Source organism: Caballeronia pedi, assembly GCF_001544915.2.
In the GTDB taxonomy this organism is placed as follows: domain Bacteria; phylum Pseudomonadota; class Gammaproteobacteria; order Burkholderiales; family Burkholderiaceae; genus Caballeronia; species Caballeronia pedi.
The window spans coordinates 14,332-36,353 of the sequence record NZ_FCOE02000032.1 but is presented as its reverse complement, the minus strand read 5'-3'; the positions used below and the strand labels follow the sequence as shown (position 1 = coordinate 36,353).

The window sequence follows — 22,022 nt, the reverse complement described above, 5'->3', positions numbered from 1 at the left end:
GTACTCCGCACCGGTCACCGGCCCTCTGACGGCCAGGGTTCGTCCACCCGAATAGCGCACCGCGACCCGATGCCATTCACTCAGCGCGACGGTCCGGCTCTGTCGGCAACAACTCATCGCTGCGAGCCTCCCTCCATTCGAACGCCGGCTGCAACCAGTCTTCGATCAACGCCGTCGCGCCGGCGAGCGCGAGCCATGCGACGATCCATCCGGCGATGTCGTTGCAGACGAACCAGGCAAACGGTATCGCCACCCATACGCCGATGCATTTCGTGCACGCGACACCGCCATCTCCGATATTCAGGTGCGCGGCATCTCTGATGCGCACGAGAACACGGCCCGGTCCGTCGTGCTTCGCGAGCATGGAAGCCAGACGCCACGCTGCGAGTGCCGCCATGAGAAAGCGGAGTTCGACGCTCATCTTGTCGGCCCGTCCCTAGTTGATCTTCACGAGGCTGCCTTTGATCGTGTTGATGCCCGACGCTTCCACTTCGACCGCGGCGCCTTTCGTCACGCTCTTGGCCGACGCTTCCGAACTGATATTGGCCGCGGTCGACGTGATCTTGCTCGATCCGTCGATACTGATGTCCTTCCCCTTGATCTGGATCGTCCCGTCCTTCTTCATGGTGATGCTGGCATCGCCCGTGACCAGCGTGATCGAATCGGCCGCGCTGATCTTGAGATTCTTTCCGACCGTCAACGTATCGTCTTCCGTGACCGACGTCGTGCGCGCCTTCTTCACCGTGCTCGACTGCGCGCCCTCGATGGTCTCGCCCATGTCCTTGCCGACCGTCACGGTCCGGCCGCCGGTGACGCCGAGCGTCTGATCGCCGCCGACTTTCGTCTTCTGGTTGCGTGCGACATTCACGGTCTGATCCGCGCCCACGCTCACCTTCTGATACGCGACGACCTTCACCGTCTGATACGCGCCGATCACCACTTCCTGCGCCGCGCCCACGGTAATTGTTTCGTTGATGCCGACAAAATGCGTGCGCTGCAGCAGCACGCTGGCGGTTTCCATCATCTTGACGAGAATCGTGCGGTTCTTGTCGATGGTGATGTTCTCGTTGCCGCCGACCGTCTCCGTCCGGTTCGCGCCAATGGCGATGGTCTCGTTGTTGCCCACCTTCTCCTTGCGATCGACGACGACCTCGATCTTCTCGTTGTTCCCGACCGTCTCGGTGCGGTCGTGCTTCACGACCGTCGTCTCGTCGTGATCGATGTTCTTCTTGCGGTCATGCCCGACCCAATGTGATTCATCGCTCTCGACTTCGATGTCCTGATTCTTCTCGGCATGAATCAGCAACTGCTCTGCGCCCTTCTTGTCCTCGAAGCGCAGTTCGTTGCAGTTCGCGGCGCTGCCGCCCTTGCTCGAACGGCTCTTGATGCCCGACTGCGTCATGTTCGCCGGCAAGTCATACGGCGGCATCTGCTCGGCGTTGTACACGCGGCCCGTGATGATCGGCCGGTCCGGGTCGCCTTCCAGAAAATCGACGATCACTTCCTGACCCATGCGCGGAATCGCCACCGCGCCCCAACCCTTGCCCGCCCACGGCTGCGACACGCGAATCCAGCACGAACTGTTCTCGTCGCGCTTGCCCTGCCGGTCCCAGAAAAACTGCACCTTCACGCGGCCGTATTGATCGGTGTAGATTTCGTCGCCGCCCGGCCCCACGACCATCGCCGTCTGCGGCCCCTGCACGAACGGCTTGCGCGCGGTGCGGGCCGGCGCGAAGGCCTGCTTCGCGTCGATCGCAGAGAACCAGCATTCGCAGCGATTCGTCTGCGCGCCCTCGAAGGCTTCGTAATCGGCGAGGTCGATTTCATAACGCGTGCGCGTCACGAGATACTGCGCGTTCTGGTCAGCGCGCGGATGCCGCGTCAGCTTGAGCAACGCGCCCGTGCGCACGCTCCTGCCGTTGGTGCGCGCCTCGACCTGATGCCAGTTGATGTCCGGATCGCCGGGCGCGCTGCCTTCCACGCGCCATTCGTCGGCGCGCGACTTCGCGCGGCTCTCGCCGTGATCTGCTTCGACATAGCCGCCGGGATAGTCGAAATTTTCGAGGCCGGCGAACGCATCGAAGCCCTGCATCTGCTTCGCGGCCTGCTTCTGCAATGGCCGCGACGGATTCTTGAAGTCGTAATCGGTGAGCAGCCAGTTGTGCGTTTCGATCGCGTGATGCGTGCGCCACTCGCTGATGTATTCGATATCGGGCGCGGCGGCCAGTACCGCGCCATACGGCAATGATTCGCATCCCGAAACGCTTTCGTGTGCGGCGAGTGTATCGGTCAGGATCAGCGATTCCTTGCCGTCCTTGTCCTGAAACCAGTAGTAGATGCCTTCATCCTCCAGCAGCCGGCTGACGAAGTTGAAATCGGATTCGCGATACTGCACGCAGTATTCGCGCCGTGGATGCGCCCGCGTGCTGGCCTTCCATTTGATCTCGCCGAATTCGAGTCCCTTGTAGACGGGATCGGCGAACACGGCCTTCACGATTTCCTCGACCGTCTTGTTCTGAAAGATGCGGCAGTTGCTGCGCCGCGCGAGCAGCCACAGCCACGGCCGCACCGCCGCCTCGTAGACATGCAGCCGCCTGCGCATGCCGGTCTGACGGAAGCCCACCACATAGCCGCCGAACACGCGCGGCTTCGCCTTCGGCACGTTGAGCGACACGCTCACGTGCTTGCCCAGGATGCGGCTGAAGTCGAGGTCCGCGCGCTTCGACACGAGCGTCAGCTCGCAGCACGGCATGCGCCCGAGTTCCGCGCTCGCGCGCAGGCTCAGGAAACGCAGGTCATCGCCGAGCGGCGTGTCGACGCTGGCGAGGGGCTTCTGCGCTACGGCGTCGGAGGGCATCGGCGCACCGGTCTGTCGGCGGGAAGGTCAACGGACTTCGGTACTGCGCACGTCCCAACCGAACTTCACGGCGCCGCCCAGCGCGCCCTTGTCGTCCTGCGGCTTGTACTCGAACTCGATGTCCGCGTAGCTCAGATCGACGGTCTGTTCCGGATGGCCGCCGGGCAGGCAGATCAACGCGACCTTCGTCACGGTCACCTGCTTCATCGTGACGGTCAGAAATTCTTTCTGCCCTTCGCCCGCCTTGCTCACGGTGAGCTTCGCGCTGCCGATATGCTTGCCGCTCGCGCAACTCTTCTTGAGCGTGGGCGCGGATTTGTCGTACTGGTGCACGAACTGGAACACGCCCGGCGACGCCTTGCCGATGCCGCTGCCGCTGCCTGTCATCGGATTGCTCGCGTTGGTCACGCCCCAGTTGAAGCTCAGCACCTCGATCTGGCCTTCCGCGCCCTTGTGCTTCGACTCGCCGTCGATTCCGTCGATCTTCAGATAGCAGTCGGTCGTAGCCATGTGATCCTCCCTCGTGATCGGCATTCGTTGCGCGCGCCCCGGCGCATGCAATCCACTGGTTAGACGAACCGCGCCGGCCATTTTTGAACTTCAAAATCGCACGGCGTGCGCCGTCTTATGTCCGGACCGTCGTCCAACCGGAACAGCACGATGCAGCCCGCCGACCCGCGCCCTGACAACACCCTCTCGCTCGACGCCCTGCGTCAGTTCGATCTGCTCGCGCTCGCGGATTCAGACGACATGTTTCTGCACGTCGTCCCCAAGCGCAGCAACACGCCTGTAAAGGGCGAAGCGAACAAGCGCGGCGACTGGGATACGCCGATGCAGATCCACGGCTGGCGCTGGGCGCAAGGCTACGACGCCGCGCCGCACGCCGCCGCGCTCAACGCGAGCGACATGCGCGTGACCGCGCTCGGCGTCATCAAGACCGTGGACTCGGCGTCGCCCGTCATCGCGAAGCTGTGCGCGCAGGCCGAATTGCTCGCGCTCGCGCATATCAAGTGCTTCAAGGCGGCGGGCGCGGACAACGGCGTGCAGATCGAATATCTGTCGATGAAGCTGGAACAGGCGTATTTCCGCAACTATCACATCTTCACGAGCGCGCGTTTCGCGCGGCCCTGCGAGGTGTTCGAAATCTCGGCGCAGCAACTGACGATGACCTGCGCACCGCAAACCGCAACGGGCAGCCGCGGCGCGGAAGTGACCTTCGCGCTGGATGTCTCCGCGCGGCGCGTGAGTTGAAACGCGAGGAACGAGCCGATGAACGAGCCCAGCGCCGCCGACCGCCTGCAGCCCACGCTGCTCGACCGCCTGATTGACGACGATCCCGGCACGCGCGCCGATCCCGCCGGCGAGCGCTTCATGACGCATCGCGGCCTGCGCGCGGCGGTCCTGCGCGATGTTTCGTGGCTTTTCAACACGACGAATCTCGGCGATGCGATCGCCGAGGACAGTTTTCCGCACGCGTTCGCGTCGGTGCTCAATTACGGCTTGCCGTGTCTGTCGGGACGCTTCGCGTCGACCATCGACACGGTGCTGCTCGAACAGGCGATCCGCGTCGCGATCGAGCGCTTCGAGCCGCGCATCGATCCGTCGACACTGGAGATCGAGCCCGTGCTCGATCGCTCCGTGCTCGACATGCACAATCAGATCGCGCTCGTGATCCGCGGTCTGCTGTGGGCCCAGCCCGTGCCGCTCGAGTTCGCGCTGCGCACGCAGATCGATCTGGAGGAAGGCGGCATCACAGTCATGGAACTGCCGCGCTGACGGCCGCCTGAAGAGACCGCACATGGACCCGCGCCTTCTGCGTCACTACAACACCGAGCTTGCGCATCTGCGGGAGATGGGCGCGGAGTTCGCGGAGCAGTTTCCGAAGATCGCCGCGCGGCTCGGCATGAGCGGCATCGACGTGGCCGATCCGTACGTCGAGCGGCTGCTCGAAGGCACCGCATTTCTCGCCGCGCGCGTGCAGCTGAAAATCGAAGAAGAGTTTCCGCGCTTCACGCAGCAGCTCACACATGTCGTGCTGCCGCAGGCCGCGTGTCCGACGCCTTCGATGCTGATCGCCCGCCTCGCGCCCGATCTCGCCAGCCCGAATCTCGCCGAAGGCTTCACGGTGCCGCGCGACACCGCACTCATCGCGCCGGTCGCGTCCGGCGCATCCGCTCACACGCACTGCACATTCCGCACGGGCGCCGCGCTCACGCTGTGGCCCATCGAGCTGACCGAGGCGCGCTACCTCGCGCAGATGCAGGATCTGCCGCTCGCCGCGCTGCCCGCGACGCAGGCGCTCGCGCATCGCTTGAAGGGTGCGCTGCGTATCCGGCTCGCGACGCCCGAAGGCGTCTCGTTCGACGCATTGCGTCTCGATGCGCTGAGCCTGTATTTCGCGGGCGCCGATGAAACGGCCTATCGCCTCTACGAACAGGTCATGGCGGGCACGCTGGCCGTGGTCGTCTCGACGCCCGAGCGGCCGAGCCGCACGCTTGCCGCATTGCCCGGCGATGCCGTCGCGCCAGCCGGCTTCGGCGATGATGAAGCGCTGCTGCCCGTCACGCCCAATGCTTTCCAGGGTTATCGCCTGCTGCACGAATACTTCGCGCTGCCCGAGCGCTTCCGTTTCGCACGCGTCGCCGGGCTCGCCGACGTGCTGCCGTCGTTCGCGACGCGCGAAATCGAACTGACGTTCCTGCTCGCTACCGCTGATGCATCGCTCGAACGCATCGTCACGAAAGACAACGTGCTGCTCGACTGCGTGCCCGCGATCAACCTGTTTCCGAAGCAGGCGGACCGCGCGCTGGTGACGGAAGCCGCCGCGCGTTTCCATGTGGTGCCGGACCGCACGCATCCGCTCGACTTCGAGGTGCATTCCGTCACCGGCGTGTCCGGCTATGGCCAGAGCGACGACACCGAGCAGACGTTCCATCCGTTCTACGCGGACTTTCTCGCGGACCGCCCCGGCGACGCGGCGTACTTCACGACCGAGCGCGAGCCGCGCATCGTGCCGGCCGGGCGGCGCAAGAGCGGCGCGCGCACGGAATACGTGGGCAGCGAGACGTATGTGTCGATCGTCGATCCGAACGCGGCGCCGTATCGCGGCTCGCTGCGGCAACTGGCGTTCGCCACACTCTGCACCAATCGCGATCTGCCGCTGATGATGCCGCAGGGCGGCGCGGGCAACGGTTTCTCTCTCGACATCGCCGCGCCGGTGAGCGCCGTGACCTGCGTGAGCGGCCCGTCGCGGCCCGCGCCCGCGAATCTCGATGGCAGCCAGAGCTGGCGGCTCATCGATCAGTTGTCGCTGCACTATCTGTCGATGGGCCACGGTCCGCGCGAAGCGGCCGCCGCACTGCGCGCGCTGCTGATGCTGCACGTGCCCGAGATCGACCGCGCGGGACGCGGCCAGGTCGCGGGCGTCGTCGCCGTGGATGCGCGAGGCGTCGTGCGCCGCCTGCCGATGCCCGGTCCGATCGCGTTCGGGCGCGGCCTGATGATCGACGTGCTGGTCGACGATCTCGCGTTCCAGGGCGGCAGCGCGTGGCTGTTCGGCTGCGTGCTGGAGCGCTTTTTCGCGCGCTACGTGTCGATCAATGCGTTCGTGCAGACCGCGCTTTCCACGAGCACGCGCGGCGAAATCCTGCGACGTCCACCGCGATGCGGCACGAGAGCCATCTTCTGAGCGCGGCGGCGCGCGAGGAGCCGACCGACGCGCTGCCTGATCTGTTCGATGCGGTTGCAGAGGCGCCGCATCGGCACGATTTCTATCGGCTGATGCGGCACCTCGAAGCGCTGACGCCGCATCTGCCGCGCCTCGGCTGCGGCGCGCGCCCCGCCGACGAGCCGCTGCGTCTCGCGCAGGACGTGTCGCTCGCCTTCGCGCCCGCGCCGCTCGCCGCGCTGCGACGCACCCACGACGAACACGCGCCGCGCCTCGAACAGCGCTTCTTCGGCTACCTCGGCCCGAACGGACCGCTGCCGCTGCATCTGACCGATTTCGCCCGCGAACGCGCGCTGCATCACGGCGACAAGGCCTTCGCGCGTCTGCTCGATACGCTGCTGCATCGTTTCCTGCTGCTGTTCTATCGCGCGTGGGCGCAGGGCCGGCCGGTCACGGCGCTGGACCGGCCGGGACACGACCGCTTCGCGTTCTATGCGGGCGCGCTGATCGGACACGCCGATGCAGCGAATCGCGAGCGCGACGCCGTCTCCGATCACGCGAAGCTGCATTTCGCGGGCCTCTGGAACATGCAGACGCGTCCCGCCGAGGTGCTCGAAGCGATCGCGGCTGCGCTGCTGCGCGTGCCGGTGCGCATCGAGCCGTATCGCGGGCACTGGATGACACTGCAACGCGAGGAGCGCACCGCGCTGCGGCATCGCGCGGCGCGCTTTTCGGGCGAGACATCCGGCTTCGCGCAACTCGGACGCGGCGCGGTGCTGGGCCGCGCCGTGTGGGATCGTCAGCACGCGTTTCGTCTCGTGATCGGGCCGCTGTCGCTCGCGCAGTTCGAGTCGCTGCTGCCAGGCGGCGCCGCGCTGCCGACGCTCGTCGCCGTGGTGCGCCGACATCTGAACGGCGAACTCGCGTGGGACGCGCAACTCATCCTCGCCGCCGATGAAGTGCCGACCGCGCAGATCGGCCGCTACGGCCGGCTCGGCTATTCGGCCTGGCTCGGTCTCGCCGGCCGCGCCGCCGATTGCGCCGATCTCGCGCTCGATGCCGACGCGCATCTCGCGTGACAGGCGCATCGAAAGCACCTTGCAAAATTCCCGCCGTTGCGCCGTCTTATCGGATGGAGGCACGTGCGTCGGGAGAGGAGAAACGCGATGGCGGAAATCAGTCGTGTCGCGCTGTTCGGCAAGCTGGACAGGCTCGGCTACAAGACCGTCGAAAGCGCGACGGTCTACTGCAAGATGCGCGGCAATCCGTATGTCGAGCTCGCGCACTGGATCATGCAGATTCTGGAGACGCCGAACTCGGACTGGCAGCGCATCGTCGCGCACTACGGCGTGGACGCCGCCGTGCTCGCGCGCGAGCTGACCGCGTCGCTCGACCGTCTGCCGCGCGGGGCGACCTCGATTTCCGACATCTCCGAGCACGTCACCGATGCGATCGAGCGCGGCTGGGTCTACGGCACGCTGCTGTTCGGCGCGACGAAGGTGCGCACTGGCCATCTGCTGGTCGGCATGCTGAAAACGCAGCGGCTGCGCAACGTGCTCTTCGCCATGTCGCGGCAGTTCGAACGCATCAAGGCGGAAGACCTGTCGGACAATTTCGCGCGCATCGTCGCGGATTCGGTCGAGGAAGGCGAAGACGAGCCGGGCGCGCAGTTGTCCGGAAGCGAGCCCGAACCCGCGAGCATGGGCCAACAGGAAGCCTTGCGGAAATACGCTACCGATCTCACGGAGAAAGCCCGCCAGTGCAAGCTCGATCCCGTCACGGGCCGCGATGACGAGATTCGCCAGCTCATCGATATCCTGATGCGGCGGCGGCAGAACAATCCGCTGCTCACGGGCGAGGCCGGCGTCGGCAAGACGGCGGTCGTCGAAGGCTTCGCGCAGCGTCTCGTGCGCGGCGACGTGCCGCCGCCGCTCGCCGAAGTCGCGCTGCTGTCGCTCGATCTCGGGCTGCTGCAGGCGGGCGCGAGCATGAAGGGCGAGTTCGAGCAGCGTCTGCGACAGGTCGTCGAGGAAGTGCAGGCGAGCCCGAAGCCGGTGATCCTGTTCATCGACGAAGTGCATGCGCTGGTCGGCGCGGGCGGCGCGGCAGGCACCGGCGACGCGGCGAATCTGCTCAAGCCCGCGCTCGCGCGCGGCGATCTGCGCACGATTGGCGCGACCACCTGGGCCGAGTACAAGAAGCACATCGAGAAGGACCCCGCGCTCACGCGGCGCTTTCAGGTCGTGCAGGTGCACGAGCCGGACGAGGCGAAAGCCGTGCGGATGCTGCGCGGCGTCGCGGCGGTGCTCGAAGGGCATCATCGCGTGCAGTTGCTCGACGAGGCGATCGAAGCGGCCGTGCGGCTGTCGCATCGCTACATTCCGGCGCGGCAGTTGCCCGACAAGGCCGTCTCGCTGCTCGACACCGCGTGCGCGCGCGTCGCCGTCAGCCAGCACGCGACGCCGGCGCAGGTCGACGACTGCCGCCGCCGCATCGAAGCGCTCGACGTGGAAGCGCAGATCGTCGCGCGGGAGGCGAATGCCGGCGTCGATGTCGGCACGCGCGCCGCCGATGTCGCCGCGCTGCTCGCACGCGAACACGATGCGCTCGGCGCTCTGGAAGCGCGCTGGGACGAAGAGAAGCGCGTGGTCGACGAATTGCTCGCGCTACGCGCCTCGCTGCGCGAACAAGGCGAAGCCGTCGATACGCCGTCCCGCGACGAACGCCTCGCGCACCTCGCGGAACTCAAGGCGCGTCTCGCGGACTTGCAGGGCGACGCCCCGCTGATCCTGCCGAGCGTCGATGCGGGCGTGATCGCCGGCGTGGTCGCGGACTGGACCGGCATTCCGGTCGGCAAGATGCTGAAAAACGAGCTTGCCGCCGTGCTGAATCTCGCCGATGCGCTCGATCGCCGCGTGATCGGCCAGCGCCACGCGCTCGACATGATCGCGAAGCGCATCCAGACCTCGCGCGCGCGGCTCGACAATCCCGACAAGCCGATCGGCGTGTTCCTGCTCGCGGGTACATCGGGCGTCGGCAAGACGGAGACCGCGCTCGCCATCGCCGAGACGCTCTATGGCGGCGAGCAGAACGTCATCACCATCAACATGAGCGAGTTTCAGGAAGCGCACACCGTATCGACGCTCAAGGGCGCGCCGCCCGGCTATGTCGGATACGGCGAGGGCGGCATCCTGACCGAAGCGGTGCGCCGCCGCCCCTACAGCGTCGTGCTGCTCGACGAAGTGGAGAAGGCGCATCCGGACGTCCACGAGATCTTTTTTCAGGTCTTCGACAAGGGCTGGATGGAAGACGGCGAAGGCCGCTATATCGACTTCAAGAACACGATCATTTTGCTCACGTCGAACGTCGGCTCGGATCTGATCATGTCGATGTGCCGTGATCCCGCCAGCGTGCCCGCGCCCGATGAACTCGCGCGCGCCTTGCGCGCTCCGCTGCTCGACGTGTTTCCCGCCGCGCTGCTCGGGCGGCTCGTCACGGTGCCCTATTACCCGCTCTCCGACGCGAAGATGGCCGATATCGTGCGCCTTCAACTCGAGCGCATCCGCCGGCGCGTCGCGGACAATCACGGCATTCCGTTCGACTACGACGATGACGCCGTGCGGCTCATCGTCTCGCGCTGCACCGAAGCCGAATCAGGCGGCCGCGTGATCGATGCGCTGCTCACCAACACCGTGCTGCCGCGCATTTCGAAGGAATATCTGACGCGCCTGACCGAAGGCGGTGCGCTTGCGCGCATCCGGCTTTCGGCGAGCGCGGGCGACTTCGTCTACGCTTTCGACTGAACCATGCTCACACTCACGGTGACGCTTCATAACGGACAACCGCCGCGCGTCCCGCTCGCGGCGAACTTCGATGCCGAAGGCGGCACCATCGGCCGCGCGGTCACCAACCGTCTCGTGCTCGACGACGCCGAGCGCACCGTGTCGCGCCTGCACGTGCAGATCGTGTGGCGCGACGGGCGTTTCCTGCTCATCGACCGCGGCAGCAATCCGGCGCTCGTCAACGGCGCGCCGCTCGATCCCGGCCAGGAAGTGGCGCTCGCGCACGGCGACGAAGTGCAGATCGGCGGCTATCAGTTGCGCGCCGATGTCTCCGGCGAAGACGACACGGTCACGGCGGAATCGGACGTGGCTTCGGACGATCCGTTCGCGGGGCTGTTCGATGCGGCTCCGCAAACGTCCTCACCCGCGCGCACGCCCGCTCCCGCCGACGATTTCGATTTCGGCTTCGACGATCCGGCGTCGAAACGCTCCATCGACGAGCTGTTCGATCTCGCGCCGGGCGCGTCCGGTAAGGACGCGCTGACCGATTCCCTGATCGAACCGCTCACGCAGCCCAACACCGCGCACGACGCCGATCCGTTCGCGAGCCTGACCGGCGCGGCGCGGCCCGCCGAGACGCCCGCCACGCGGCCCGATGCCGGTTCCGAGCTGCGCAGCGCGTTCACGCCACCGAGGCCGCGCGCATCGCCCTCGCCTATTGCAACGCCCGCTGAGCCGGCCGACGACCGCGCGCTCGTCGATGCCTTTTTGCGGGGCCTCGACGCCTCCGGCGTGCGCATCGACGCGCTCACGCCCGAGCTGATGCAGCTCGTCGGCACACTGCTGCGCGAAGCGACGCGCGGCACGCTCGAACTGCTCGCCGCGCGCGCCGCGCTCAAGCGCGAGATGCGCACCGGCGCGACGATGATCGCGGCATCGGACAACAATCCGCTCAAGTTCTCGCCAAACGTGGAGGCCGCGCTCGCGCATCTGCTCAATCCGCCGATGCGCGGCTTCATGCCGCCCGCCGAAGCCCTCGACGACGCCTACGCCGATCTGCGGGCGCATCAGGTCGGCATGGTCGCGGGAATGCGCGCCGCGCTCGATGGCGTGTTCGAGCGGTTCGAGCCGCAACGCATCGAGGCGCGCCTGTCCGGACGCTCGATGCTCGATGGCTTTCTGCCCGGACTGAACCGCCGCGCGCGCTGCTGGGACTTGTTCATCGAGATGTACGGCCAGCTTTCGCGCGAAGCCACCGAAGATTTCCATACGCTGTTCGGCCGCGCGTTCGTCGCCGCTTACGAAGCGCAGATCGACGAACTGAAACGGCACGGCCGGAAGTAACGAACGCCACGCGAACGAGAGACACGCCATGCAACTGCAAACCGCGAACGTGAGCGAAGTCGGCGGCCGGTCGCGCAACGAGGACGCCTACGGACAATGGCGGCACGCGGCGCTGTTCGCGAGCGTGGTCGCGGATGGCGCGGGCGGTCACGGCGGCGGCGATGCAGCGTCGCGCATCGCGGTCGATTCCGTGCTCGCGGAACTCACGCGCGTGGCGGCGACGGGTATCGCGCTCAGCGGGCCGAATCTGTTGCGCGTGCTGCTGCGCGCCAACGACGCCATCATCGATGCGCAGGAGCACGATCCCGAGCTTGCGCAGATGCGCTCGACGGCAGTGCTGCTCGGCATCGACGCGGCCGCCGGTGTGGCGGCGTGGGCGCATTGCGGCGACACGCGACTGTATTGCTTCAGGCGTGGCGCAACCGTCGTGCAGACGCAGGATCATAGCCTCGTGCAGAGCATGATCGATGCGAATCTGCTCGACACGCGCGACGTGCGTGGACATCCGCGGCGCAATGTGCTGTTCTCGGCGCTCGGCACGGCGGAGGATTTGTCGATCGCGGCATCGGATGAGCCTTTTTTTATCGCCGATGGAGACGCTTTTCTGCTTTGCACCGATGGGTTTTGGGAATATCTCGACGAGTCCATGATGATCGATGAGATCGGACGCGCGCAGACGCCCGCTGAATGGCTCGATCGGATGGTGGCGCGTTTGCGCGAGGCCGCGCGGCCGAATCAGGACAACTTTACCGCGAGCGCGGTGTGGGTTGGAGATGCGATGCGGACTGTTCGGATGTCTTACTGATTTTTCGCCGGATCCCGTGTGGCACGATCAGCGCTGGCCCTGTGCCGGGCCGACTCTATGACCCGGAACTTCACACCGGCCGCGCTATGGGCTATGCGACCTCATACTTCGCTTCTGAGGTTGAGACGAAGTGAAGTCAAGGAGCGCACGGTAGAGAGCAGAGTTCAACTCGCGCGCGATGCCGCGCGCGGGCATCGACGCCTGAAACAAGCAATCTCAAGCCGCCTGCTTAGCCGAAGGCAACCTCGAAACCAACCGCAGCGACACCGTCAACCCTTCCAACTGATAATGCGGCCGCAAAAAGAACTGCGACGTGTAATACCCCGGCGCCCCCGGCACTTCCTGCACCTTGACTTCAGCGGCAGCGAGCGGCTTCTGCGCCTTCGTATGCTCCGACGAGTTGGCCGGATCACCATCCACGTACTGCGTGATCCACTTGTTGAGCCAGATCTCCATGTCTGAGCGTTCCTTGAAGGTGCCGATCTTGTCGCGCACGATGCACTTCAGGTAATGCGCAAAGCGATTGCAAGCGAACAGATACGGCAGGCGCGCAGCAAGCGCGGCATTCGCGGTCGCATCCGGATCCTCATATTCGAAAGGCTTCTGCAGCGACTGCGCGCCGATGAACGCCGCGAAATCCGAGTTCTTGCGATGAATCAGCGGCATGAAGCCGTTCTTCGCAAGCTCCGCCTCACGCCGGTCGGAAATGGCGATCTCGGTCGGACATTTCATGTCGATGCCGCCGTCGTCGGTCGGGAAGCTGTGCACGGGCAAGCCTTCGACCGCCCCGCCCGACTCCACCCCGCGAATTCGCGAGCACCAGCTATAGAGCTTGAACGAACGGTTGATGTTCACCGCCATCGCATAGGCCGAGTTGGCCCAGGTGTATTTGGTGTGATCGGCGGAACCGGTGTCTTCCTCGAAGTCGAATTCGTCGACGGGCTCGGTGCGCGCGCCGTAAGGCACACGCGCCAGAAAACGCGGCATCGCAAGACCGATATAGCGCGAATCCTCGGATGCGCGCAACGAACGCCAGCTCGCATATTCCGGTGTCCCGAATATCTTGGTGAGATCGCGCGGATTGGCGAGTTCCTGCCACGAGTCCATCTGCAACAGGCTCGGATCGGCAGCGGCGATGAACGGCGTATGCGCAGACGCCGCGATCTTCGATACTTCGCCGAGCAGTTCGACATCCGGCGGTGTCTGATTGAAGTAGTAATCGCCGATCAGCGCGCCGAACGGCTCGCCGCCGAGCTGGCCGTACTCGTGCTCGTAGATCTGCTTGAAGAGCGGGCTCTGATCCCACGCGACGCCCTTGAAGCGTTTGAGCGTCTTGCCGAGATCCTTCTTCGAGATGTTCATCACGCGAATCTTGAGCATCTCGTCCGTTTCGGTGTTGTTGATGAGATAGTGCAGCCCGCGCCACGAGCCTTCGAGCTTCTGAAAGTCGGGATGATGCATGACCTCGTTCACCTGTTCGGTGAGCTTCGCGTCGATCTCGGCGATCATCGCCTGAATGGAGCGGATCGCATCGCCGGAAATGATCTTCGTCTGCGCGAGCGCCTGTTGCGCGAGCGTCTGCACGGCGGTCTGCACGGCGGACTTGGCTTCGTCGCTCTTCGGGCGGAACTCGCGGTTCAGGAGCGCGGAGAGATCGTCGCCTTCGAGCGTCGCGCCCTGTAGCGCGGACGGCGATTCAGCGGACGTGGCGGCGGACTGCGGAATGTCGGACATGATCGTTTCCTTTCAGGGCTCATTCGGCGGCGGCGGACGGCGCGGCTGCGCTGTCCGGCGCGGCCGGCGCGCTCGTGGCAAGTGTCTTGAGCAGCGCGGGATCGTCGAGCACGCGCGCGATCAGTTCTTCGGCGCCGTTCTTGCCGTCCATGAAAATGACGAGATTCGCGAGTTGCGTGCGCGCTTCGAGCAGCTTCGCGAGCGCATCGACCTTGCGCGCGACGGCTGCAGGCGAGAAGTCGTCCATGTTCTCGAACGTGATGTCGACGCTGATGTTGCCGTCGCCCGTCAGCTTGTTCGGCACCTGGAACGCGACGCGCGGATGCATCGCCTTCATGCGGCTGTCGAAGTTGTCGATATCGACTTCCTGGAACTTGCGCTGATCGACCGGCGGCAGCGCTTCGGCGGGTTTGCCCGAAAGATCCGCCATCACGCCCATGACGAACGGAAGCTGGATTTTCTTCTCGCTGCCGTAGGTTTCGACGTCGTATTCGATCTGCACGCGCGGCGCGCGGTTGCGGCCGATGAATTTCTGACTGCTGGTTGCCATGACGCCTCCTTCGCGTGAGCACGAGCCACGCTCTTAAAACGAACGAGGCGCGGCCGGATTGAAAAGACTTATTTCGATGCGTCTCGCGAGGCGATGGCGGCGTCGAGAAAACGCCTCGCGTCCACACGATGCTGGACGCAGGCGGCCAGGCCGTTCAATGCATCACTGCGGCCTCGTCCCGGCAATCAGATGAATCTGCGCAAGACTGTCCGGCGCGAGGTCCTGCATGACCGCCAGAAAATCCTTGCCCATCAGTCCGCGCGCGCGGCGAATCAGGAGCGGCGCCGGATTCGTCGGTTCTGTGCGTTCGAGAAACGCGCACACGGCATCGAGCGCGGCCACGGCATCCTCGCGTGTCGCGATCTCGCCGGGGCGCGCCGTCGGGCGATGCGCGGGCGCTTCTTGCATCGTTGTCATGGTTGCCGGCGCTTCGGCGAACGCGTCATCCGTTCGAACGAAGGTACGAAACTGCGCGGCGACCTGGCGCGTTGCGAGCGTCAGCGCGCTCATCGAAGGCGCGCGTTCCGCGCCGAGCTTCTCCGTCAAGACGTCCGACAACGCCTGCACGGCGCGCGGCAGATCGACACCCTCGCCGATGATGCCGGGATGCTGCGCAAGCGCATCGGCGAGCATGCCTTCCACGCGCGGCAGCGTCGCGGCGCTCGCGCCTTCCTGCGGCGCAAGCCGGCCCTGGGCCACCAGCATGTCGCGCACGGTCAGACGCTCGCCATGCACCCGGCACACCTCGCATTCGTGCAGATCGTGCAGCAGCGTCTCGGTTTGCGCGAACGGCGTGTACGCATCGGCGAGCGGCGCGAGCGCGTTGATGCGCAGCGCGGCGTCGTGGTCTTCGTCGGCGTCGAGCGGCGGAAAAAGGCTGTCCCAATAGCGCTCGCACAGCCCCGTCAGCAGCCGCATGCCCGCCTGAAAACCCGCGATGCCATGAACGCGCGCCGCCGCGCGCGTCCAGGCCACGGCGACGCGCAGATCCTTCGAGCGCGCAAGCAGCGCCTCGCCCTGCTCCAGCACGTCGTGCCACGGCGGCGGCTCGGCGAGCGTGTCGAACTGACGCTCGGGCATGCCGCGCGCGAGCGCTTCGAATTCGAGAAACGCCGCGTCGTATTCGAGATCGATGCCCGCGGGCGGCATCGTCACGGCCGGCGCGAGCAACGGTTCGACGTCGATCATCGCGGCTCCCATCAGAATTCGCCGCAGCCGTGCTGTCCGTTCACGACGAGACAGTTGTTCAGATTCGGCCGCGAGCGCACGCGCTTCCATTCCGCCGCGAGCGTGTCGGCCGGGCCTTCGGACTGTTGCAGCGCGACGATCGGCTCGTTCGTGCCGACGCAGATGTTGACGCCGCCCAGATTGCTCTCATAGACGAAGGTCTGCTCCTGCGCCGTGAACAGCGGCTGCAGGCCGGTGCGGTTGAATACCGCGCCCTGAAGCTGCATCGGCGTGACGGTCAGCGTGCCCGGCGCCACGACGACGTTGTAGCCTACCGGCGACGAGAACGCGCCGTCGATCGAATAGGCGCCTGCGGGCGAGGTCGTCGTCGCGGACGAGCGGAGCGGCCCCGCGACGATCGCCGAGCCGCGCTGATCGCCGCCGAGCAGGCCGCTGATGTCGAAGCCGAACGGGCCGTTCGCCGTGCCCTCGCCGCGCGTCTGATTGCCGATGGTGATGGTCGCCGTCGGCCGGTCGACGTACACGAAGTGGTTGCCATTGGCCGGCACGACGGCTTGCGACGGCTGGCCGTTCCAGCTACAGAGTCCGCCGTAGACGCAGCCGTAGAAGTTCGGCAGCGCGCCGCCCGGGTCGATGCCGTTGCGGTTCTCGCCGTTGCGCGTCATCGCCCACACGCGCCACACGTTACCCGCGCTGAGCGTGCCGCCCGCATCGTTCCGGAAGACGCCTTTTTCCATCACGAGGTCGATGCTGCCGCCCGCGCTCAGCTGCGTCGGCGCGCCGGGCGTGCCGAGCGCGATCGTGCCGTTGTCGGAGATCGCGGTCAGATCGCCGGTCACGAAGGCCTGCGTGCCGCCGATGCTGGCGACGTTGCCCGTCGCGCCATCGACGCCGCTCGCGCTCGCCGTGCCGATCGTGAAGTCGCCCGCGCTGGAGAACTTCACGTCGTGCGCGCCGGAGAGCGCGAGCACCTTGACGTCGTTGCCCGCGTCGGCGAGATCGAAGTCGCCGCCGCCCGCGAGCAGCAGCGTCTGCGCCTGGATGCCGCCCGGATCGGTGACGGGACCGGACGAATCGAGCGCGAGCGTCTTGCCGGGCATCGCAATGCCCGATGGCAGGTCGATGCCCTGGCTGTTCGCCCCCGTGTTCTGCAACGTGAGCCCGGTCGCGACGGCGGGCCGCTGTGCGCAGCTCGCGCCGCCCGCGCATGGCCCTTCGACCGTGATGCGCCCGGTCTGCGTCGACGAGCCGAGCACGAGCGTCTGGAACGCGGGCGAGAACGCCTGATAGCTCGTGGCGTCGATGGACAGTCCCGGCGTCGCGTTCGTGCCGAATAGCGTGATCGGCACGCCGTTCTGCGCGGTCACGGCGAAACTCGACGGGTCCACCGATGCCGCCGCGATGCCGAGCGTGCCGCCCGGCGCCGCGATGGATGAAGGCCCGCTGCGCACGATCAGGCTGGTGGCCGTGCCGTCGTTCGCCGCGCGCAGGATGACCGCGCCCGCCGCGCCCGCGTTGATGAAGAATGGTCCGGCGGCGAAGTCCGGGTTGCCCGGCAGCGCCACCGCGCCGATGCCGATGCCCGGCGTGGCCGTGCTGGTCGAGCCGGCGACGCTCACGTTCGCGGCCGAGATCGATCCGTAGCGCAGCAGCGCGCCGTAGCCATTGGCGTTCGCGCCGGTCACCGCGCCGCGCACGTCGACCGTTCCGTTGGGCGCCTGAATCGACGTGTTGTCGAGTATCGCGACGCCGTGGTTGTTCGCGCCGCTGCCCGTGCCGTAGAGACGGATGGCGTTGCCGCCGGCGGACGAGACGAGTTGCGTCGCGGCGGGATTCACGCTGGCGTTGTTGCCTGCGTTGCGCAGGATCACGCCGCCGCCGGGGTTCGTCGCCGGGTTGAGGCTCTGGCCCTGCACCTCGATCGTTCCCGTTCCGGAGAAGATTTTCGCATCGTTCAGATCGACGCCGTAGGGCGTGCCCGCGGCGGGGAAAGCCTGGCCATCGCCGTTCGAGATGAAGGCCGGCGCGATGCCATGCAGCGTGACATTGCCGCCCGCCGCGCCCGCGCGGGTGGTGTCGATATCGACCGACTGGATCTGCACGGTCGCGCCGTCGAAGCCGCTTGCGCCGCCGTTTTGCGTGCCCATCGTCACGTTGCCGCCGCGCGTCGTGAAACTGAGGCGCACGTCCGGCCCTTCGCCCGCGTTGCCGAGCGCGATGATTCCCACGCGCGCATCGGCGACGATATCGAGCGGCCCGCCATTCGACGTGATGTCGTTCTGCAGGTTCAGCACACCGTTGGAATGAAACGCGAGGGTCGAAGCGCCACTGGCGTTCTGGGCGATCGGCACCTGCGCGAAGATGTCGCCCGGACCGCCCTCGCCGCCATCGGTCGTGCGCAGATTCACGTTGCCGGCCAGCGTCGCGCCGGTGCCTGTCTGCGCAACGCTCCGCCCGGTGACGCCGTCGAAGGTGTATGTCGTAAGATTTTCGAGCGCGAGGTTGCCCGCGGTCGTGAACTGCACGTTGCGGGTTCCATTGAGACTGAGCGTCCCGACGCCGTTGCCCGCGCTCGTCAACTGAAAGTCGCCCGGACCGACCAGGTCGAGCGCCGCGTGAATGCCCGTCGCGCCCTCGGTCACGGTTCCGGCCGACTGCAACGTCAGCACGTTGCCGGACAGAAAACCGAGCGGCAGCCCGATGCCGCCGCTGCCCGCGCCTCCATTGGCGAGCGTCAGCGACTGGATGCCCGTGGTCGGCGTGGCGCTGTTGAGCGTGATGCGCCCGGTATGCGTCGACGATCCGACGATCACATGCGGCACGCTCGGCGATATCTGACCGAGCACCGCCTGCGTGAGCGTGAAGCCTGTCGCGCCGCCGCCGACGTTGATCGCCCTCGCGTTGTCCGCGACGATGTTCAGCGTCAGCGGATCGATGCTGCCGGGCACGAACACGAGCGAGCCGCCCGGCGCGTAGAGCGATGTCGCCGCCGCCGGCTGCTGAGCGATCGGCGTCGTCGTGATCGTGACGGGCGGCGTGTTGCCGCCGTTGTCGGCGCGCAGCACGAGCGTGTTGCCGGTGTCGGCGGTTCCGGGGTACGCGACCGGATCGCGCCCCGCCGACACGACGCTGTTGTTCATGCCGATGCCCGCCGCGCTGCCAGGCGTGCTGCCGGTGATCGACAGGAGATGGTTGTTGCCCTGCACCGTCACCGTCGCGTCGTTCATCTGCACGCCGGGAAAGAACACCGCGTCGAAGGGCTGGTTGGTGGTGGAGCCGCGAATATCGATGTCGCCGGCGAGCGCGCGAATATCGACCTGCCGCGTGTTGCCCGCCACGAGCCCGCCCTGCAACGCGATGCCCGGCACGCCATTGCCGACGCCGAAAATGCGCACGTCCTGCGTGTTCGACGTGATCGCCGTCGGCGCGTTGGCGTTGCCGCTGATCGACACGCCTCCGCCGATCACGCCGCCGGGCTGCACCGTGCCTTGCACCAGCATGCGGCCGCCGGAAGTGAGCGTCGATCCGATGATGTCGACGCCATCGACGAAACTGGTGCCGGTGGACACGTTCGCCGGATAGGCGCTCGCGCGGCCCGTCACCGACACGCTGCCGCTCGCCGTGCTGATACTGGCGCCTTCGAGACGCACGCCCGCGCCGTTGACCGATGTCGAGGCTTGCACGTCCGGCGCGGTGCCGTCGATGCTGATGTTGCCGGACTGCGACTGCACGCTGGGACTCTGCACGGTGCTGACGCCGGCCGGAATCAGCGCGACGCCGATGCCCGAGACGCCCGTCGATACGCTCGCCGGCAGACTCGGCACCGCTTGCGCGACGCCCCGGATGGCGATATTGCCGCTCACCGAACTGATCTGGGTGGCGCCGCTGATCGAGACGCCGCCCAATGCGAGCGGCGCGGCATTGCCGGCCTCGCCGTTGATGGAAATCGCGCCGACGGACGTCGCGATGCTCGAACTGTCGATGGTGACAGCCGCGAGCGGCGTGTTCTTCGGCAAGCCGACCGACGCATCGCTGATGCCGTATATCACGCTGGGAATGTCGAGCGCGCCCCGCCCGTTGATCGTCACCGAACCGCTCGCGAGACCGCCCGGCCCTGGCGGCACGGTCGTATCGAGCCGCGATCCGCTGATGCCGATCGCGGCGCCATCGAAACTGTTCGCGGCCGCCGCCGTCCCGGCATCCGCCGCGTTCACGCCGATGGTCAGAAAGCCGCCGTTGGTGCTGATCGTCGCACCGGACAGCACGATGTTGTTCGTGCCCGGCGCCGCGTTGCTCTTGTTGGCGTCGAGCACGACGTTGAGCCTGCCGCTCGGCGGCGCGTTCGGCGTCGCGTCCTGCGGGCCCGCCGCGCCGCCGATGCGCCCGAGCAAGGTCATGGAACCGTAGGCGCTCAAGGTGAGCGTCGCATCGGCGGACGCGGCGGGCGCGGTTTTCGTGATGACCGTGCCGCCCAGCATCGTGATGGCGCCGTTGAACGTGCCCGTGCCCGCCGAACTCGTCGACACGGCGACCGATACGCCCTGATTCAGTTGCGAGGTGATGTCGCTGGCGAGCACCAGCGTGTCGGTCGCGCCGGGCGCGAAGACCGCGGGGTTGGTGACGGCGAGCGGACTCAGGCCGGTGCTGAGCGTGAGGATCGGCGTGCTGACGCTCGTACTCACACTCGTGCTCGTGCTCGTGCTCGTGCTTACGCTCGACGGAATCGTGTTCACGATCTGGAGGCTCGCCGGATCGAGCAGCCATTGCCCGCCGTGGCCCATCGGTGCGTCGACGTGAATGTTCTTGCCGTTTGTCTCCAGATACTCGCCGGACGTCTCGACCAGCCCGCCGTTGCCGCCCTGCGGCCCGCCGCGCGCCGAAAGCTCGCCGTAGACGCGCGCCGCCTCGGTCCCGTACATCACGATATTGCCGCCGTCGCCGGCAACGAGCGCATCGGCGTTCACGTGCGCGTTCGGGCTCATCCACAGCGCCTGCGCGTTGGCGATGTCCGTCGCCTTGCCGGCCGCGCCGCCGCCCACGCGCACGCGGCCGCCGCCCTGCGCGCCGCTCGCGTCGATGCGCGCGCCGTCGTTCACCGCGACATGATAGCCCGTCACGTCGATCTGCCCGCCCTTGCCCGCCTGCGGCGCGCTGGCGTCGATGCTCCCGCCGATGTCCGTCTCGCCCGAAGTTCCGCCATCGAGCACGATGCGCCCGCCGCGCGACGCCACGGTCCGCGCGCGCACCGTGCCCGTCTGGTTGAGCACGCTCGCGGTGGCGTCGTCGGCGGCGCGCGCCGACATCACGATCACGCCGCCGTCCGCTTCGAGCGTGCCGGCATTGCTGACGAGCGCGTTCGCGACGTCCTTGTTCACCTTCAGCATCGTGAGGCCGTCGCCCGCGAAATCGAGCGTGATGTCGCTGCCCGCGCCGATCGCGATCTTACCGAGCGTCGCGCTCACGTAACCGCTGTTGTCGACCTGCGCGCCCAGCAGCGCGACCGCGCCGCCGGACGCCGCCGTGATCTTCGCGCCGGATTCCACCGATACCTTCGCGCCCGGCGCCGCGCCCTGATTGAAGTGATACTTGCCCGCGAGGAATTCGTCGGTCGAGATACCGAGCGTCGAAGCCACCAGCGATCCCACGTTCACCGACGCACCGCGCGCGAACACCACGCCCGCCGGATTGACGAGAAACACCTGGCCGTTGGCGTTGAGCTGTCCGGCGATGCGGCTCGCCTCGCTGCCGACGACGCGGTTGAGCAGCACCGCCTGCGCCGACGGCTGAGAAATATCGACACGCTCGCCGGTCTGGATCGAGAAGCCGTTCCAGTTCACGACGCCCTTTTGCGAGCCTTGCGTGATCGTCATGGAACTCGCGTTCGGCCGATTGATCGTGACGTTGCCGGCCTGCACCTGCTCGCCGACCGGCAACGCCAGCGCGCCCGGCGACGCGATCAGGACGAGCAGCGGCAACAGCGCGGACGCCTTGATATCGAGCCCGGCCTGACGCGCCGCGCGTTTCGCGAAACGCCGGATCGCGCGCTCCCACTCCCGGCGATGTCGGCGGGTCCGAAGGCAGGTGATGTCGCTCAT

General features: G+C 66.8%; 14 protein-coding genes. 7 read left to right on the top strand and 7 right to left on the bottom strand.

The features are described from left to right. Positions 1-76 precede the first annotated feature (76 nt). The 3 genes from AWB80_RS31995 to AWB80_RS31985 are packed head-to-tail and all read right to left on the bottom strand — an operon-like array spanning position 77 to position 3,367. Complete coding sequence (locus tag AWB80_RS31995) at positions 77-421, bottom strand: hypothetical protein (protein WP_061178690.1); 345 nt, start codon at positions 419-421, stop codon at positions 77-79. A gap of 15 nt (positions 422-436) precedes the next feature. Then, positions 437-2,857 carry a type VI secretion system Vgr family protein gene (locus AWB80_RS31990; RefSeq protein WP_087131756.1) on the bottom strand — a complete coding sequence of 807 codons (2,421 nt, stop codon included), beginning with the start codon at positions 2,855-2,857 and terminating at the stop codon, positions 437-439. A 27-nt stretch (positions 2,858-2,884) separates the two neighbouring features. Continuing rightward, positions 2,885-3,367 (bottom strand): Hcp family type VI secretion system effector, encoded by a 483-nt coding sequence (locus AWB80_RS31985; protein WP_061178689.1) that lies wholly within the window; start codon positions 3,365-3,367, stop codon positions 2,885-2,887. Positions 3,368-3,517: 150 nt separating this feature from the next. Here AWB80_RS31985 and AWB80_RS31980 point away from each other — a divergent pair, with 150 nt between their 5' ends. From AWB80_RS31980 to AWB80_RS31950, 7 genes are all read left to right on the top strand, one after another. Further along, a complete protein-coding gene (locus tag AWB80_RS31980) occupies positions 3,518-4,108 on the top strand; it encodes a type VI secretion system tube protein Hcp (protein WP_061178736.1) in 591 nt (196 codons plus the stop codon). 18 nt (positions 4,109-4,126) lie between these two features. After that, entirely contained in the window at positions 4,127-4,633 is a 507-nt protein-coding gene (tssE, locus tag AWB80_RS31975) for a type VI secretion system baseplate subunit TssE (protein WP_061178688.1), read from the top strand. Between the two features lie 22 nt (positions 4,634-4,655). Further along, positions 4,656-6,545 (top strand): type VI secretion system baseplate subunit TssF, encoded by a 1,890-nt coding sequence (gene tssF, locus AWB80_RS31970; RefSeq protein WP_061178687.1) that lies wholly within the window; start codon positions 4,656-4,658, stop codon positions 6,543-6,545. Further along, positions 6,521-7,603 (top strand): type VI secretion system baseplate subunit TssG, encoded by a 1,083-nt coding sequence (gene tssG, locus AWB80_RS31965; RefSeq protein WP_061178686.1) that lies wholly within the window; start codon positions 6,521-6,523, stop codon positions 7,601-7,603. Before tssF ends, tssG begins: the two co-directional genes overlap by 25 nt. Positions 7,604-7,690: 87 nt before the next feature. Then, the gene (gene tssH / locus AWB80_RS31960) at positions 7,691-10,327 is read left to right on the top strand and encodes a type VI secretion system ATPase TssH (RefSeq protein ID WP_061178685.1); all 2,637 of its coding nucleotides are present in this window, start codon (positions 7,691-7,693) and stop codon (positions 10,325-10,327) included. A gap of 3 nt (positions 10,328-10,330) precedes the next feature. Continuing rightward, positions 10,331-11,650 (top strand): type VI secretion system-associated FHA domain protein TagH, encoded by a 1,320-nt coding sequence (gene tagH, locus AWB80_RS31955; protein WP_061178684.1) that lies wholly within the window; start codon positions 10,331-10,333, stop codon positions 11,648-11,650. Between the two features lie 28 nt (positions 11,651-11,678). Beyond that, a complete protein-coding gene (locus tag AWB80_RS31950) occupies positions 11,679-12,455 on the top strand; it encodes a PP2C family protein-serine/threonine phosphatase (protein WP_061178683.1) in 777 nt (258 codons plus the stop codon). A 216-nt stretch (positions 12,456-12,671) separates the two neighbouring features. Here AWB80_RS31950 and tssC read toward each other — a convergent pair whose 3' ends face one another. The 4 genes from tssC to AWB80_RS31930 form a co-directional block, all read right to left on the bottom strand. Then, the gene (tssC, locus tag AWB80_RS31945; RefSeq protein WP_061178682.1) at positions 12,672-14,189 is read right to left on the bottom strand and encodes a type VI secretion system contractile sheath large subunit; all 1,518 of its coding nucleotides are present in this window, start codon (positions 14,187-14,189) and stop codon (positions 12,672-12,674) included. Between the two features lie 19 nt (positions 14,190-14,208). Then, positions 14,209-14,739: a type VI secretion system contractile sheath small subunit gene (tssB, locus tag AWB80_RS31940; RefSeq protein WP_061178681.1), complete on the bottom strand. Its 531-nt coding sequence runs from the start codon at positions 14,737-14,739 to the stop codon at positions 14,209-14,211. A 162-nt stretch (positions 14,740-14,901) separates the two neighbouring features. Continuing rightward, positions 14,902-15,927, bottom strand: a complete 1,026-nt coding sequence (gene tssA, locus AWB80_RS31935; RefSeq protein ID WP_061178735.1) for a type VI secretion system protein TssA — start codon at positions 15,925-15,927, stop codon at positions 14,902-14,904. Positions 15,928-15,938: 11 nt separating this feature from the next. Next, positions 15,939-22,022: a two-partner secretion domain-containing protein gene (locus tag AWB80_RS31930; protein WP_061178680.1), complete on the bottom strand. Its 6,084-nt coding sequence runs from the start codon at positions 22,020-22,022 to the stop codon at positions 15,939-15,941.